Raw genomic sequence first — 15821 nt, forward strand, 5'->3', positions numbered from 1 at the left:
CTACCGCGCCGCCTCTCGCACCGCCTCGTCCAACAGGGCAAACGCTAGATCCTCTTTCCTATCAGCCTGGTCGCGATCTTGGTAGGCCTGCCGGACCGTCTCAGCGATACGCTCCCTGTCGGATGCTGTACACACCGGCACGGGCAACTCAACCCGTAGCTCTGGATGGATGTCTTGCTGCTTACCGCCGACGCTCATGGAGCGCAACATTCTGAACGCCGCCTCCGACCGGAGGAAAGCGAACAAGTACGCGCCAGGGAACTCCGGATCGCCAGACACCACGCGAAGAAAGTGCTGGCTGTACACATGCTCCAGCCAAGTTCCAGTTACGAAGACAGGGCGGCAATAGACCTCACTCTCACCCAGCGTCCCTTGTGCCGCAATGAGGACAGTCTCATCTTTAGCGTAGATGCCGGGAGGCGCCTGTCCAGGATCAATCCATCGCCCTTCCGGGCGGAGCCAAAAGCCTTGTCGCTGACCGATTAGCCTTGCGCCAAAATCGGGATTGCTATCAACTCTCTTAAAGCGAACTCCCGAGCTGAGTTGCCCGCCGCCGCAAATACTTCCGAGGGTCCGGTAAGGAACGCTCCTCAGAGTTGAAAGGAGGCGCTGCGCTCGGGGGGAATGATTCAATGCCCTGATGGTCGTCGACGTTGGCTCGGCACTAAATTCGAGGTCGCGAGACTGATCGTGCCAGAGAAGGTCGAGAAGCTCAGGAAGTCCAGCGGATTTGAATAGATCTTGTGTAGCAGCCTGAATGCCGTCTTCGAACCGCTGCCGAAGTTGCATAGCCTCCTGGATGAGGCCGTCGATCTTCAGTTCTGTCTCCTCGTCGAGCCGAGGGACCGGAATGTCGGCGATATGGCTTGGTTCGATATGACGTACACTGGTGCCATAGATACCTCCCTTGATCATTGAAGCGCCAAGCGGCCCAGCAAGGAACGTGTAGAGGTATCCCGGCGAAATTCTCGTTTGGTCAGGAACGGCTCGCATCACATCTTGGCTACATGCGGACCCGTTCATGCTGAGCCTGGCGTAGGTGACACGTCCAGATGTCATGCCGGAACAGGTGATCAGCGTCCACCCCGGCTCCAGCGGGAGATTCGGGGTTTCGGCGAAGGATCTCTTCGTGATCATCTGCAGATTGGACAGATCCGCCTGAAAGATGTCGGCACTTCCGAGAAAGGGAACTCCGTGCTGCTGATGGGTGGTCCATTGTCGGCGGAAACGGCCGGCATGGAAGATGCGGGTGGTGACATCTTGGAGCGGCTCAGTCCGAGGGAAACGCTGGAGCAGCGTTCGTGCCGCGTACCCCTCGGAGACGTATGGGCCGGGGTCGAGGCGGAAGCCCTGGTCCGCGAGCCAGGCGGCACGGACCGGATTCTCGATTTCGGCGAGCTTCACGGAGTCTCCTCGGGGAACCAGTCGATCCGGCCGTTCATCGCAGCGCCCCGGGCTCGGGATGACGCTCGCGGAACCGCCGGTACGCCTTCGCGATCTCCGGAAGATCGTTGTCGACGGCCTTGCGTCGGCGGACGATCCGCCGGATCGTCTCGACCCCGTTGCGGCGAACGTTCTCAACCTCCTCCGTCGGCTCGGTGACGACCTCGCCATCGGGGCGGCGCTTGTACACCGCGTTACCTCGCCGGTCGAAGCCGACCTTCTCGGCTACAGCCATGAAGACCGGATAGTCCACCTGCTGGCCCAGGTCGGCGGCCAGCCGCTCGCGATCGGTCTTCCTTTTCAGGAACAGCAGCGAGGTGAGGATGTTGACGTTCGCGTCGACCACGAACGTCTCTACGGGCAGCTCGACGCTGGCAAGCACCCAGCAGTTGTCAAGGATCCAGCGCCGGATGCCCTCGTCGGACGGGCCGGGGTTGGACAGGATCCCGTTGGGGAGGACGATGCCAACCTTGCCACCGGGTCGGACCCACTCGACGGCCCGCTGGATGAACAGCTGCTCCGGCGACATCGCCGAGACCCGACTGCCAGGAGCCGCCTCGACCGCGCCAGTCTCACGGTTGCGCGACCACGGCTGGGCCACACCGCCGCGGTACTGGTCGAGGATATCCCCGTCCTCGATCTTGATATCGGTCCCGAAAGGCGGGTTGGTCATCAGGATGTCGACGACAGGCTCGTCGAGCGGCAGGCGCCTGCGGGCCTCGGCCAGACCGGGCAGGTGCCCCTTGGGGAAGGCCAGTGAGTCCATGTGGAACACGTTGCCCGTCACCCCGGTGAGCAGCATGATGCTCATGCTCGTGGCACGTACCAGGAACGGATCGAAGTCTGCCCCGTACAGGTGGCCCGCGACGTACGCCGCCAGCCGCTCCTGGTGGGTCTCCAACTGCTCCTCGGTGTCGGGCAGCCCGGCAGTGCCCTCCTCGGCCTGCCACTTCTTGAGCAAGTGCCGCAGGGTAGCCCGCAGGAACCCGCCGGTCCCGCAGGCAGGGTCGAACACGGTGTCGCCCTCCTGTGGGTCGAGGATCTCCACCATGAGCTCGACCGCGCCTCGGGGCGTGAAGTACTGGCCGCGGTCGCCCCGCAGGTTGGTGCCCACCAACTCCTGGTAAGCGATGCCCTTGACGTCAATGTCCGTGCCGCCGAGGTCGTAGGACGAAAGCTCACCCACGATGAACGCAAGCGCCCGGGGTGAGAGCGTGATCTCGTCTCGCTCGGTGAAGGTCTCGTACCGGCGCTTCACGTCCGCGAATAAGGCGAGTATGCGATCGTGAATCGCCTGCCGTCCTTCGTTACTGAACGGCTCCTGCGGCAGCGCGTAGAAGCGCCTCGGGATACCCAGGCGACGGCTCTCCCGCTCGTCGTGCACCTTGGCAAAGATGACGTAGAGGAACTGCCAGAAGGCGGCGTCCTTAGGGAGCCCCTCGTTGCCGTGCACGTAGTTGTGGCAGCGCCGGAATACCGTCTTGAGCATGGCGGCCTCGCCACGCCGTAGGCGTACCGCCGTGCCGAACGTGCCGCTGACGCTGTCGGTGGCGATCGGCCAGTCGGCGCGCGGCTCGAAGCTCACTCCGAACCGGGTGGACTCACGGTACAGGAAGAAGAAGTCCAGCCCATTGGTCCACATGCCGTACTGAGCCTGCGGGGTCTGGTCCTGCCCGAGCAGGTCCTGCAGCGCTTCGAGGTCTTTCTGCGCCTGGTCGTGGGTCCGGATCTTGGTGACCGCTCGGCCGCCCTTCGGTTCCGGCTTGCACACCACCACCCGCTGCAGGTTGCCCAGGGTGTGCTCGCGTCCAGGAGCGAACACCGCGATATCCGCCCGCTTGGTACCCCGACGGCGGCCGTCGATCGACACCGGGATGGGAAAGTCCCGCTCCATGTCGTCGACAGAGATTCCGTACTCCAGGAACAGCGCGCGGGCGATCCGTTGCCGGACATCCTCGTTGCCGCGCAGCTTGACCGGCCGGTCGGTGATGTAGTCGATAATCTCGTCTTCGGCCAGCGACCCGCCCGTGGCTGTTGAATTGGCCTCCACCTCGTCAACCTCATCGATATCGGCGGCAGTCAGCTCGGTACCCACGTCCGTGTCGTCCGTCATCGTTCTACGCTCAGCCCTCTCGTTCCACGTGCCGCGTCACGTCCTCGGGGCGCTGCAGCACCCCATCGTGCCCGAATCCTAGGCGCGAGCCAGATCAGGGTGCCCAGCCACGCCCGGACATCGGCTTACCAGGGGTGTGCGACACTTCCCGCAGCCGCACAGTCAGCCAGATTTTCCTTATACGTGTAGAAGAGTCCAGTTCGTGACATTTACGCCCCTCACCTGACAACCTTGCCAAAACCGGCCCGCCCACTCACCACCGGCGCGGCCTTGGTGATCGCACCGTCGGCGCTGTCATCGGCCGAGTAGGCCGCTCATCTGGCCATCCACCCCGAGAGCCAGTTCGTGGCCCTGCTCGCCGAGACCGGGCTCGGCCCATGGCGCAGCAGGCGACGGATCGTGCGGTCCGGCAGCGATGCCAGGCTCGCCAGCGGCGGTGCTGGTCCAGGCCGAGGCCCGTTTTTGCTGCCTGGAACGATTCCTCGATGCTCCAGCGTCGGCCGGCGACGGCGACCAGGTGGTGCGGCGGGACGAGTTGGCGTGACCAGCAGTGGTAGAACGCGAGTTCACCAGTGGTGCGGTTACGGCGAAGCAGCAGCCAGTGGTGACCGTGATGGTGGTCGGCGGCCAGGGGCAGGGTGACGAATGCCCAGTCGAAGTAGCGGTGGCCTTTCGCTCCGTTGCTCAGTGCCTATTGACCGATGGCCATACCCTGCTGGTCGTGGAACCAACGCTGTCGAGGAAGCGCGGGCTCGGCGCCGAAAGTTCATACGTGACGGCGGGGTGAACGTGCTCGCGAATCTCGTCGCCGCCGCAGTGCTCTACCTCCTGGCCACATTTGGCGGCTACCTGAAGACCAACCCCTACCTGCAATTCCTTGCGTGCTTCGGCGTTGCCATCTGGCTGTTGTTCATGTGGACCGATCACGACATCCGTAAGGGCAACGACCGTCAACGGCGGAGGCTCAAGGCGCAGGCGGAGCTGGATAGGTTCAAGCGGCGGTAGCTTGAACCCCGGGTTCACAGAAGGCCCGCGCACTGGCGGGCTTATCTAGCGGTGACGATGCCCCACCGTGATCAAGCGGGGCACGACATGACGGTGATCGTCAAGCGGGCTGCGCTTCGGCGCGCCGATCGACCAGATTCAGCAGCTCGTCGAGGTCGTACCGGGCCCGCTGCTTCCTGCCGTGTCGGGTGAGCTTGCCCCCGACTGGCTATCTTGCGCGCCGCCGCCTTGCTTGCGGCGAGAGCGAGCGCGGCCACGTCGGTCGGCGCGAGGCGTTTCTTCACACCGGTCACCACTCGTCCCGATGATTTGGAGGGCCGGCGCACGGCAGAGCCGGCGTGCAGTTCTTCACTCGTCCTCGTCCTCGTGGGTTTTGGTCGGTCTGCTGTCTTAGCTGGAGCGTCGCCCTCATCGACCCGCGGCCCCGGCCTACCACCCTGACCTGCAAGATCAGGTTGGAAAGGGCTCACTCATTGAGAGGGCGGCTCTTAAGGCTTTTTCCGCCAGCTCTGATACTTGACAGATTGCCTCTAAGGCCGGTCCCGTCAGCCCGCCCGGCGTGAGGCCCGCTTCGGCGGTGGCACGGCGCAGATCGGCGTACTGGTCAGCCGTGATGCCGGCCAAGGGCTCGCGGAAGCTGAGGATGTCCCGAGCGGCGTAGCCATCGGTAGTGTCGATGGCCTGTTGGGCAGTCCGGTGCAAGAGGCGTTCCGCGAGTTCGAGGCGAGTAGGGCTGGCGAGGATCGCGGTAGTGAGTCCCAGTCGCGCCCGGTAAGACGCGTAGTTGGGCGCGGAAATCGGCCCTGCGAGCTGCTCGGTGGCGGTCGCGTGGTGGTGGCTGACGCCCGGGCTCGTCGGTCCTGCGCAGATGACGTTGAGACGGGAGGCTACCTGCTGCTCCCATGGCTCGGTTAGCGTGCTGTCGGCGAGGATCTTCCGTCCCTGTGCGGGCTTGTCCTGGATGCAGGCGGCGATAATGGCCGCCTGCCGTCCTTCCATCAGATGACGGCCGATGCCGTTGTGCTTCTGGGCCAAGGCAGCGGCGTCGGCCCAGCGGTTACTGAGGGCGAGAATGCGGACGCCTTCTCCAAGCAGTTGCAACCAAACCCACTCGCGCAGCTTGCGACGTTCGCCGGCTTCGCCGTCGAGGGTGGCGGTGGGCAGGGCGTGGTCATCCACGATCAGGTCGGTGCGGTGGGTGACGGCGTCGTACATGGACTCCAGGAGGCGCAGTGCTGGCGCGCCGTGATCGGCGCGGATCTGGAGACGGGCCAGGTTGAGGACGGGTTCGAGCATGTAGCGGGCTTCGATGATCGACAGCGGCCGGCCCTTGCGGCGGTAGGCGTTGATGTGTCGCCAGCACAGCTTTCGGGCGAGGTCAGTCATGCCGGCGTCACTGGCGATGAGCGCCGCCTTGTTCAGGGTGTGTGCCGCGTCGGGCATCCCGTGCTCACGCTTCTGGATCGCGGTTTCGGCGGAGTCGGCGATCTCTTGGAGACGCAGCGGTAGGGCTGGGCAGGCGGGGCGGGGGCGACCGAGGAGCGGGAAGTAGCGCAGGGCGGCGGCGACGCTGGCGTGGTACATGGTCAGCTCCTGGACAGGATGGCGGCGGTCGCGGCGTGGGCGAGGATTCCTTGTGCGTGGGCCGGTAGGTCGAGCCGGTTCCAGTGGAAAATCACGATCTGGGCGAGAACGGCGCGGATGCCTCGGCGAAGTCGTCCGGTGTGCCCGGCGTCGGCGAGCTGGCGGCCGGCGGTGGCGAAGGCTGCGTGCCAGGTGTTGGCGTCGCCACAGGGTTCACCGGGGGCGAACATCGCGGCGGCCGGGAGCGCGAGGAGGGGCCGCATCTGGGCGGCAAGCTGGTCGACGCGGTTGGTGTCGGCGGCTGCGGGGGCGGGGCGCATCTGGGCTACCTGGTCGAAAACGTCCGCTGTCTCGAACCAGTCGAGTCCCGCGTGGTGCTGCAGGGTTCGGATGAGCAGCAGTGACAGCTCGCGGCGGCCGATCGGGGGTGCGGGATTCCCGCTGTAGTCGAGGACGCCCCGGCTGTCGGCGCAGAACAGCTCGTGCACGATGGCCATGGCGGTGTCTCCGCCGAACGCTCCCGTCTCGGGTTCGTAAATCCCTGGTTTCCAGCCGGCGATGACGCCGCTCTTGGTGAAGTCATCGAGCAGTGCGCGTACGGCCTCGGAATGGACACCGCGGATTCGGATCCGCCAGTCCGGGTGTTTGCGCAGGAACCACCAGCCGGTCTGCCCGTCGAGTTGGTTGAGGTGCGAAGCGACTTGCGTCCGGATTGCGGTCTCGGCGGTGTTCCAGTCGACCGGCCTGATTAGAGCATGTAGCCAGGCGGCATCGTGGCGGCGTTGCAGAGCGGTGAGTCCGGCAGCGCGGTAGGCCTGCACGGCGAGGTCAAGGTCGTCGGCGTCCATGTCGGCCTCGGCAGCCGCGGTGACCATCGGAGCGCCCGCGAGGACCGCCTCCACGGCAGCGGTCATCCGATATGGGTTGAGGGTCAGGCGATCAGTAGGCATGCGTCCCACCTGGTAAGAGGAGGTGTGCTCGTGCGCGCGGTTTCCGACGCGAGGAGGCAGCCGGAGCCGCCCGTGAGGAATCCGGTGTGGTCGGTGCGGGGGACGCGTCGGAGGCGTTGAGTCAGCGCGGGAAGCTGCGCGGCGATGTCCGATGTGAGGGCGTCTTGGGACGCCCGATAGGTGGTCGCGTGGAGCCCGGCGAGGCCGTGGCAGATGCCGGGGTCGGTCAGCTGGTCGAGTTGAGTGCTGGTCAGGCTAGCCGCGAGCGCCGTTTCGGCTGCTGCCTGGCGGGCGGGTTGGTTGGTGGCGATGGCGGCGAGTTGGAGGGCTCGGGCGATGCCGGGCGTGCCGTAGCACCACGAGGGCCTGCCGGGGCGTTCCTGTGTTGGGCGGCCGGTTCGGAAATCGTCGCGGGTGAGCCACTGTGGCCACCACGGTCCGTGGGCGCTGTACTGCTGCCACCGTTCGAACCAGGCGCACAGGCGCTCGATCGCCTCTGTCTGCCGGTCGACTTGCCTGCCGCCGCGTAGGGCGAGGGCGAGTAGGGCGAGCAGGCCAGCGGCGCCGTGGGCCATTCCGAGGTTGGCGTGGCCGCCAGGGGTAGGCAGCGTGGGGTCGGGGTCGTGGTCGACCCACCAGCCGGGCAGTTGCTGCGCGTCGTCGGTGTGAGGTTCGGTGAGTCGCGTGACGTAGGTCAGTAGGTCGGCGAGTTCGTCGCTGTCGGGTAGGTCCCGGAGCAGGAGTGCGCCGAGCCCATTGAGTCCGTAAAACAGGTCGTACTCGCCAAATGCGGCGGCCTGGCCGCGTCGCAGGCGGTTGTCCGCGTCGGTGAGGCGTTCCCGGACGAGCCGCCGGACGTGCAGGGTGAGGTGTTGCCGGGCGGCGGCGTACCGCTCGTGGCCGTCGGCGGTGGCGGCGTTGAGGGTGAACAGGATGGCGGGTCCGCCGTAGTACAGGCCCGCATGACGTCCGGCATCGACGGGGCCGCTCGTGGCCTGCGTGACGAGGAGGTGCGCCGTCGCCCAAGTTCCGGTCCCGCGAAGAGCCTGTTCGATCGCCAGCAGGGCAGGCCCGACGCTGCCGGTAGCAAGCGACTGCCCGTCGGCTTCGCCCGTCGCGGAATTGGGCTGCTCGCTGGTGGCGGTCATCGAGTGCCTGCCGCCGCTAGGCAACGCATCGCTGCGGCTCGCGCGGCATGGTTAGTGGCGCGCTCGAAGTCGGGGTCCACGCCGACCGCGCGCATGTGGTGCTCATGCAAGAGAGTCCGCAGCACGCTGGTGGGACCGCGCTGCGGCATCAGGCACGCGTAGTAGGCCGACAGGGCGCGGTCGTGGGCCTGCCAGGCGGCTGCGGTGGTGTCCCCGCTGGGCAGCGCCCGTAGGTCGTGGTAATCGCTGGTGGGGTCGGCTAGCCGGCGGGCCAGGTCGGTGATGGCGCGCTCGGCTGGTGCCGTGGCCTGCTGGAGGCAGGACAGCAGGTTGCGGTAGCCGGTGCGAGGGTCGGGAGCGAAGGCGGCGGCGAGTCGCGCCATGGAGGCTGCGGCGAGCGCCTGAGCGGGTATGCCGGTCTTCTCGGCGGTGCGGAGTTGTGCGATGGCGGCGGTGGTGTCGGCAGCGAAGACCTGCTCGGCGGCTTGCAGGGCGGGGCCGTGACCGTAGCGGGCAGGGTGTTGGTGGTACGGGGCGAGAATGAGTTGGGCGGGCAGGGCGCGGGCGGCGAGGTCGGCGGCGAACTCAGCCAGGGCTGCGTAGGCGGCGGCGTGTACGGCGGGTTCGGTGAGCCGGAGGTACAGGGACAGGTGCTGGTCGGCTTCGACGCGGATGGTGTCGCGGTGTCGTCTGATCCACCAACGCTGGAGGCCGAGGCCGGCGAGCTGGTCAGCCAATCGTGGTAGGTGGGTGGTAAGTAGTTCGTCGAATCGGGCCGGCGTGCCGATGAGCTGGGCGTGCAGGACGGTGGAAGTACCGGGCCGCAGCGTCTCACCTGGGGGTGCAGTGACGGGGAGGCGACGGACCCGCGGCGCGGTTGGTGCCATCGCGGTAAGGAATTCGACGCGTCGACCCGCGGTCCAACCGTGGCCCTCGACAGGGGCGTCTTCGCGGAGTTCGAGTCTGTCCGCGCCGCTCAGCCGGGTTCGTAGGAGGGTGCGGTCCAGCGCGTGGTCGAGGTTGAGAGGAAGCCGGAGCTCGCTGTGGCAGGCCACCACGCGGGCGGGAACGCGCCACCGCCGCCGCCACTCGGCGAGGGCCACATCCCACGGGTCCTCGGTGTCCCCTGCGGTGCGGGGCGGCAGGTCAAGAGAGGTCAGTAGCCAGCGCGCCGGGGCGAGGATGATCCGGCCATAGCGGATGCGCGGCACGTAGGGCAGGTTGCGGGCGGCGGCGCCGTGATCGAACGGGCCGAAGGCGATGCTGCGGGCGTCGGCGACCTCGGCGAGGAACCTGGCTAGCGGTGGGCTCTGCACGATGGTGTCCAGGGCGTGCGGGATGTACGCAACGATCCGCCGGCCGGTGGGCCGGTGGACGAGGTACATCTGCTCGCCGTCGGCCGTCACGGCTACCTCGTCCACGCTGATGTCCGGCCAGTCGGGCTGCTCGGACAGCGGGAGCACGAAGGGCAGGATGCGGCCGACGCGGGTGACGTTCTGGTTTCGCGGCAGGCGGGGCGGGAACGACAGCTGCACCGTTAGCGCCTTGTCAGATTCGGTGGTGAAGGAGGCGGCGATCTGCTTCTGCTCAGATGGGTGGAGGAGGTAGGCGAATCGGCCGGCCATGCTCGACGGAGTACGGGGCGCGCCGGTGATCTGCACCCTGAACTCACCTCGGTCGACGGCGTCGGCGGTGGCGGCGTGAACGGCGAAGGCAACCTCGACCCGGGGCGGCGGGACGGCGGTGCGGTGATCGCCAACGGTGAGCGCCTCGACGTCAGACTCGGTGAGATGGATCTCGTCGGCGCCGTCCAGGATCGCTTGCTGGATGAGGGCCTGCAGGTGGTTGTCACGTTCCGTGATGACACGCCAGGCGGGACGGGCGCGGGGCGCACCGAGGAACCCGGTCGGGTAGCCGAGGCCGGAGTCAGCGAGCAGCTCCCGGACGGGCACCAGTGCACCGGGGCCGTAGCGGTCGCGGAAGCGGGCGTGGTAGTCCAGCCACGCCACCGTCCCGAACGGCTGTGTGCTCAAGCGCATCAGCACGTCGGCGGCGCGCGCCGCCTCGTTTAGTACCGGCGGCGGGATATTGATCTGGGCATCAAGGCGCATGTCGACCGCGAGTTGATGCTCTGCGTCGGGCGCCAGAACACTCATCGGCTCAACCACCTCAGCCCGGACGAGCATCGCCTTCGAGCCGTCTACCTGCACGTTGTGGCGCGTCAGCAGTTGCCGGATCGCGCGGAGCTGCTCGAAGCTGCTCGCCACCTCGGGCAATTCGGCCGCACAGGCGCTACTGAGGACGTCGATGACGTGAGTCAAGCCGTCCACGGCGGTCATCGGCGGGCGAAGGTTGGTGATGAGGAAACCACCGTCGATCAGGCCGTGCAGCATCGCCTCGACGGTGGAAACCGGCACCTGAGGCACCTCGTGCGCGACCCGTGCGAGGAGCCGATCGAGAAGAATCGGCCACGCCGCGAGCCGGAGGACCAGCCCGACAGCTGCCGTGTTTTTGGTGGACGTCTCCCGCAGCATTCCGGGCGTCCGCTGCCCCAGCGATGACTGGGCGGCGACGACGACGCGGCCGTCACGCACGACAGCGGCGCTGTCGGCCACGACGATCAGCCGTCGCCGCAGAGCGCGATGCGCCTCCAGGCGGTCAACGACCCGGTTGAGCCAATCGCCATCTACGCGGGCCATCGCACGATGCCGCTCTCCGAATGTCGCGGCGGCCGGACCGACGGCAGCGGTCGTGATCCCGGCGAAGACCCCGAAGGGAGTGGTCCGCCGCCTCCACCGCAGCAGGTAGCCGCACGTCGCGAGCACGGCGCGGCGGACAGCACCGGCCGTTACGCGTGTCGCGTCGCACGAGATGAGCTGATCGACCTTACGAGCCAGGTCCGCGCTCGCCAGTGAGATGGCGTCCCGGACTTCTGGCCGACCCCACTGCTTGGCCAGCCATGCGAGGCCAGCCTCGGCGCTGGCCGCGGTGCCGACCAGGTTTCCTGCCGGCTCGGGGGCGAGGTCGCCCGGGTCGGTGTTGGCCCGGACCAGCACCGGGCCGATCGGCTGAAAATTGCGCTGGGGCGGCATCTTTCGCCTCCTGCCGCGAAGAAGGGGTAAGGGCCCGTCGGAGCCCGCGCGGCGCGGGCTCCGACGGCACTACTGCTTTGCGGAGCCTGAGGGGTCAGGCCGGGTCGTAAGACGACGTGGCGCAGGCGCTGGTGCCGCAGCTGCTTCCGCAGCCGTCGCTCGTGCTGCACGCCATGGTCACCAGCGGCGTGGTGGCCTCGACCACCCGCATGTCGAGCACGAAGTCGTCGTCGGTGACGACCTCGGCATCGCTCGGCGGGTCGTCGAGGATCGCGGTCGGCGAAGCCATCGACATCACTCTCCTTTCCTAGAGGGGTTGTGGGGTGGTGCCACCTGGTCGTCAGGACCAGGAGATCGAGACCACGCCGTGGGTCTTGTCTATGACGGCAGCGTCAGCGGGGATGGGGGTGTGGTCGCTGTCGGTGGGCCAGTAGCCGAAGCGGGGCTGGACGTCGCGCCCGTCGCGATCCCAGGCCCGAATCTGCTCGACCATCGCGGCGGCGGCCTGCTCGCCGTCGGGACCGAAGGCGCGGGCCCCGAACTCGAACCCCTCCCCCCGGGACGCGGATCGCAACGCCAGGTAGGCGAAGCCCGCGCCGTCGACGACACCGAAGGGGAACCAGAGGCGCTCGGCATCCAGGTCGGTGCCCTCGTCGGCAGCGACGCGGCAGAAGCCAGGCAGGAACCACGCGAACCACAGCTGCAGGTCGGCGAACGACACCCCATTGCCGATGGTCACGCCAGACCACAGCTCGGTCCGCTTGGCGGTAAGGACACCGTCGAGACGGTCCAGGCGATCAGGCACGCCGGAGTCGAACAGGAGCCGTACGTGCCGGCCATTCGCGTCAGGCAGCAGGAACACCCGATCGGGGTGCGCGCCGTCGCCCTGCATCGGTACGAATCCAGCGACCTCCACCGACCTGCTGACCAGGTGATCGCCGACGCGACGGAAGCCGATCGTCCTCGTGACCGCATTCATGATCAGCGGCAGAACGATCACGCCGCCCTCGCGCAGCTGATCGAGCAGGGCGGGAGCGATATCCCACGCGCCAACGGTGACGATAATCGCGTCGAACGGCCCCTCGTCGGGCACACCGTTCTCTGCGTCGGCGACGAGAACGCGGACACGGCTGCCGTAACCGTTCTCTTCGAGCAACGTCGCGGCCCGGTCGACGACCTCCGGGTCGATGTCCACACTGACAACCCGACCCTCCGGGCCGACGATCTCCGCAAGGTACGCGGCGTTCAGACCACCCGAGCCGACCTCCAACACCGTCATGCCCGGCGCGAGCTCGGCCTGCTCCAACATCCGCGCCTGGATGTAAGCCGCAGACACCGACGAGATCGGCGCACCGTGCTCGTCGCGCTTGGTCACCACCGAGTTGTCGAAGCCGTAGGCGACGCCCAGGTCGGTGCCGTCGGGCATGAACCGCTCGCGCGGCACCCGACGCACCGCCGCCTCCACCACCTCCGAGGTGATCTTTTGCTGGGCGCGCAAGTCGCTGACGAGAGCGGCACGCAGCTCGACGGCGCGATCGGAAGCGGATTCTATGTCCGTTGTCTGGCTCACTCGCTACTTCCTCTTCCTCAGTCGGCTCGGGACACTGTTCTCGCTCGCAACGGGCGAGCCAGCATCGACGGTGCGGCCAGCAGTGCTATCGGGTCCAGGATGAGCCGGCGGCCGGGGACGGGGGTGTCTGCTGGCGCCGCCCGGTGACGTTGGCACAGCACGCCGTCGACAGCTATTGCTAGCGCGATGACCGCCGCCAGGTAGGGCAACAAAGGGGGGCGCCCTTGGGTGTGACCTTTCGGACGGTGCGGAGTTCTTCGGCCGTTCGAAGCAGGCTCCACTACGATCGCCGCCGTCGGACGTTGTCGGACAGACACGCCCTCGAGCTTTGACAATCCACCGACACGGCATGGACAAGTCCCCGCACCATCAGCAAGCGCGGATCCGCGATGGTCTGTACCAGCGGCAGCCGTGAACTCCTTCTTCCGAAGCGTGGCTGAGGTGGCGTTTCAGAGGGGACGCTCCGGTGTCTGGCCATTCAGCCCGGCCGCGAACCCCCGCGACGCTCGACAGAGTCAACTGCCCGTACGCGTGCGACGATGCTGCTATGAACCACGGCAGCGCAGGCTTGGTTATCTGGGACGTTGACGGGACGCTCATCCCTGCGGACTTGCGCTGGCTGACGCGAGCGGTCGCTCGTGCCTACGGCATCGCGGAGTCCGAGGTTGTGTTTCCTGAGAAGAGAGTGCATGGGTATACGGACGAGTCGATTGCCGTCGACACGGCGATCGCCTCGGGCGTCGACCCGTCAGCTGCGGAGGCGGGCATACCCGCCTTCCGTCGGGCCATCGTCACAGTCATGCAAGAGGGTCAGCGGGAGTTGGCTGAGATCCAAGCGCCGTATCCAGGTGCGGTGGCGAGCATCGCGGAGTTGCACGATCGTGGTTTCACCCAGACCGTGCTGACCGGCAATCTACGTTCGGCCGCCGAGGTGAAGCTGCACGTGGCGGGCTTGAATGAGTTTCTCGACCTTCGCATCGGCGGATTCGGGTCGGACGCTCGAGACCGGTTTCAGCTTCCGGTAATCGTTGCTCAGCGCTACTCCGCGATCTACGGTCACCAGCTGGAACCTGATCGAGTCGTCGTCATAGGGGATGCGCCCAACGACATCGCTTGCGCACGTCACGCCGACTTTCGTGTCGCCGTCGTCGCTCACCGGATTGGGCGTCAGGAGTTGGCCTCGTACGAACCTGACCTGGTACTCGACAGTCTCGACCCAACGATGGTGGTTGCCGCCGTCAGTTCTCTGTTGAGCTCGGGCAGCTCGCCGGCCACCTGTTAGGCGGCCATCTGCTCCTCAAGTTCGAGGACAGCCGGCTCGGCGCGCCATCGGGCCAGTCGCTCTCGGGCTCTTTGAGCTCGAGCGATGCCTCGATGGTTTCCACCGGCTTTAAGCTGATCGTAGGTGTTGCCGAGCAGGGCGCAGCCTTGTTCAAGTTCGCCGGCCTCGGCGTAGGCGCTGGCCAGGTCTACTGCTGCGGCGAGGGCGACGTTGATGTTGCTCTGGTCGGGTTCCAGCATTTGTACTGCGTTTTCGAGCACCTTTATAGCCTGGTGGAGCTGGCCGAGAAGTAGGTGGCATGTGCCCTCGTAGACATGGAGCCGGGCGTTGCTCCAGTCGCTATAGAGGCCGACACAGTCGGCTGGTGACAAATCGTTGACCGCATTTTCTGCGCGCTCCAGGGCCGCAGCAGCCTCGCGTGGAAGCCGCAGGGCGGCATAGGCTTGGGCTTGTTCGGCGGCTATTCGGGCTCGTGCTGCGGCGTTGAGATGTGCGGAAGCGCGGGCGGCCTCGTCGAGTAGCCGCAGGCCAATCATGATGTCACCGTCTGCTTCGATCAGTGTGGCGGCTTCCGAGTGGAGGTTGCTCTCAAAGATCCGTGCAGTCGCGCTAATCCTGCGATTGCCGAGCCGGTCGCCCAAGTGGCGGGCGGAGGCGCAGTGAGCGAGTGCGAGGGCGCGCTTGCCCTGTGCGCTCCAGAGCCGGCTGGCGACGATTGAGGCCTCTGCAAGCATGGCTCCGATATCCGCACGGATGGGTGCGTGGCCGGCCTTACGGTAGAGCGTCGACAAGCAATCGCGGTGCGCCTCGATAAGCCCGAGTAGCGCGCTGGGTGATACGGCCTGACGCTGCTGGGCTAGCATGCTGGTGAGGGTGGAGAAGCTGTTCCACTCACCCATCAGGTAGTCGGTCTCAGGTGTGAGCGCTAGCGCCTCCACCGTTAGGACGGATGACGGCCGCGCGGCGACCAGAGGCTGAGTAGCAGTTATGCCGCTTGACGCGTGCCGGGTGCGGGCAAGCTGGATCTGATCGTACTCTCGGGTCAGTCTGCCGCCAGTCTCCAGTAGCTCGTCGCTTCGCGTCCAGAAGTCCCGCCGCACTCGTTGCCGGCCGGTCTCCACGTTGGCGATCGTGCTCCGTCCATAGTTAACACGAAGCGCAAAGGTCTCTTGTGTGTAACCAGCAGCTTTTCGGCTGCGGGCAAGCATGTGACCAAGGCCGATCCATGCTGTGGCTACGTCTTGCGGTGGAACGCCTGACATCAGCACCTCCCGACGGTGAACGCTCGCGCGATGCGAGACGCTGTGGCGTGAGAGGACTGTAGTGCAGGTCTGTGATGCTGTTGGCTAACCAGCGGCCTCTTCCCAGAATCTCCGACAAAGTTCCAACATCGCCCTGCGTTGTCTCGGATCCGCGCATGCTTTGTGGAGCCGCTGCGCACCTCTGCTACGGGAACCTGGGCGCAGGACGGCGTAACCGGCCGGCGGGCCAGGTCGCCCGCCATGCCACGCAATTCTCGTATCGTCAGCACTCAGACTGAGACATACCGACAGCTGAGTGCCCGGATGTCGATAACTGGCTGTGTCGGCACTGGCAAGCTCCCACCTTCACCGGCCCGCACCATTGAGCAGCCC

The 15821-nt window shown here is 66.6% G+C and carries 12 protein-coding genes and 1 pseudogene; 3 read left to right on the forward strand and 10 right to left on the reverse strand.

Annotated elements, in window-relative coordinates; translation table 11 throughout:
- From AB0C04_RS21090 to AB0C04_RS21100, 3 genes and pseudogenes are all read right to left on the reverse strand, one after another.
- The gene (locus AB0C04_RS21090) at positions 1-1404 is read right to left on the reverse strand and encodes a hypothetical protein (protein WP_357057113.1); all 1404 of its coding nucleotides are present in this window, start codon (positions 1402-1404) and stop codon (positions 1-3) included.
- Between the two features lie 34 nt (positions 1405-1438).
- On the reverse strand, positions 1439-3556 hold the full coding sequence (locus AB0C04_RS21095; protein ID WP_357057115.1) for an N-6 DNA methylase: 2118 nt from the start codon (positions 3554-3556) through the stop codon (positions 1439-1441).
- Between the two features lie 412 nt (positions 3557-3968).
- Positions 3969-4235, reverse strand: a pseudogene (locus AB0C04_RS21100) (IS701 family transposase); the annotation flags it as partial.
- Here AB0C04_RS21100 and AB0C04_RS21105 point away from each other — a divergent pair.
- Together AB0C04_RS21105 and AB0C04_RS21110 are read left to right on the forward strand one after the other, a co-directional pair.
- On the forward strand, positions 4161-4343 hold the full coding sequence (locus AB0C04_RS21105; RefSeq protein WP_357057117.1) for a hypothetical protein: 183 nt from the start codon (positions 4161-4163) through the stop codon (positions 4341-4343). The pseudogene AB0C04_RS21100 and the gene AB0C04_RS21105 sit on opposite strands and share 75 nt — an antisense overlap.
- Positions 4340-4561 (forward strand): hypothetical protein, encoded by a 222-nt coding sequence (locus AB0C04_RS21110; protein ID WP_357057119.1) that lies wholly within the window; start codon positions 4340-4342, stop codon positions 4559-4561. Before AB0C04_RS21105 ends, AB0C04_RS21110 begins: the two co-directional genes overlap by 4 nt.
- Positions 4562-5011: 450 nt before the next feature.
- On the opposite strand, the gene AB0C04_RS21115 is transcribed toward AB0C04_RS21110, so the two are convergent.
- The 6 genes from AB0C04_RS21115 to fxlM form a co-directional block, all read right to left on the reverse strand.
- Positions 5012-6145, reverse strand: coding sequence for a hypothetical protein (locus AB0C04_RS21115; RefSeq protein WP_357057121.1), 1134 nt, complete (start codon positions 6143-6145; stop codon positions 5012-5014).
- A gap of 2 nt (positions 6146-6147) precedes the next feature.
- The gene (locus tag AB0C04_RS21120) at positions 6148-7059 is read right to left on the reverse strand and encodes a thiopeptide-type bacteriocin biosynthesis protein (RefSeq protein WP_357057123.1); all 912 of its coding nucleotides are present in this window, start codon (positions 7057-7059) and stop codon (positions 6148-6150) included.
- A 17-nt stretch (positions 7060-7076) separates the two neighbouring features.
- The gene (locus AB0C04_RS21125) at positions 7077-8243 is read right to left on the reverse strand and encodes a lanthionine synthetase C family protein (RefSeq protein ID WP_357057125.1); all 1167 of its coding nucleotides are present in this window, start codon (positions 8241-8243) and stop codon (positions 7077-7079) included.
- Complete coding sequence (locus tag AB0C04_RS21130; RefSeq protein WP_357057127.1) at positions 8240-11335, reverse strand: lantibiotic dehydratase; 3096 nt, start codon at positions 11333-11335, stop codon at positions 8240-8242. Before AB0C04_RS21130 ends, AB0C04_RS21125 begins: the two co-directional genes overlap by 4 nt.
- 94 nt (positions 11336-11429) lie before the next feature.
- Positions 11430-11624 (reverse strand): FxLD family lanthipeptide, encoded by a 195-nt coding sequence (locus AB0C04_RS21135; protein ID WP_357057129.1) that lies wholly within the window; start codon positions 11622-11624, stop codon positions 11430-11432.
- Between the two features lie 51 nt (positions 11625-11675).
- On the reverse strand, positions 11676-12905 hold the full coding sequence (gene fxlM / locus AB0C04_RS21140) for a methyltransferase, FxLD system (RefSeq protein WP_357057131.1): 1230 nt from the start codon (positions 12903-12905) through the stop codon (positions 11676-11678).
- 547 nt (positions 12906-13452) lie between these two features.
- On the opposite strand from fxlM, the gene AB0C04_RS21145 reads away from it, so the two are divergent.
- Complete coding sequence (locus AB0C04_RS21145; RefSeq protein ID WP_357057133.1) at positions 13453-14187, forward strand: haloacid dehalogenase-like hydrolase; 735 nt, start codon at positions 13453-13455, stop codon at positions 14185-14187.
- Here AB0C04_RS21145 and AB0C04_RS21150 read toward each other — a convergent pair.
- Positions 14184-15449, reverse strand: a complete 1266-nt coding sequence (locus AB0C04_RS21150) for a helix-turn-helix transcriptional regulator (protein ID WP_357057293.1) — start codon at positions 15447-15449, stop codon at positions 14184-14186. The two genes, AB0C04_RS21145 and AB0C04_RS21150, sit on opposite strands and share 4 nt — an antisense overlap.
- Positions 15450-15821 lie beyond the last annotated feature (372 nt).

The organism is Micromonospora sp. NPDC048909 (genome assembly GCF_040649635.1).
GTDB lineage: Bacteria > Actinomycetota > Actinomycetes > Mycobacteriales > Micromonosporaceae > Micromonospora.

Coding starts and splice junctions, on each gene's coding strand:
- AB0C04_RS21120 (WP_357057123.1), bottom strand. CDS start 7,059: ATGACCGCTGCCGTGGAGGCGGTCCTCGCGGGCGCTCCGATGGTCACC.
- AB0C04_RS21125 (WP_357057125.1), bottom strand. CDS start 8,243: ATGACCGCCACCAGCGAGCAGCCCAATTCCGCGACGGGCGAAGCCGAC.
- AB0C04_RS21130 (WP_357057127.1), bottom strand. CDS start 11,335: ATGCCGCCCCAGCGCAATTTTCAGCCGATCGGCCCGGTGCTGGTCCGG.
- AB0C04_RS21115 (WP_357057121.1), bottom strand. CDS start 6,145: ATGTACCACGCCAGCGTCGCCGCCGCCCTGCGCTACTTCCCGCTCCTC.
- AB0C04_RS21145 (WP_357057133.1), top strand. CDS start 13,453: ATGAACCACGGCAGCGCAGGCTTGGTTATCTGGGACGTTGACGGGACG.
- AB0C04_RS21150 (WP_357057293.1), bottom strand. CDS start 15,449: ATGTCAGGCGTTCCACCGCAAGACGTAGCCACAGCATGGATCGGCCTT.
- AB0C04_RS21135 (WP_357057129.1), bottom strand. CDS start 11,624: ATGGCTTCGCCGACCGCGATCCTCGACGACCCGCCGAGCGATGCCGAG.
- AB0C04_RS21095 (WP_357057115.1), bottom strand. CDS start 3,556: ATGACGGACGACACGGACGTGGGTACCGAGCTGACTGCCGCCGATATC.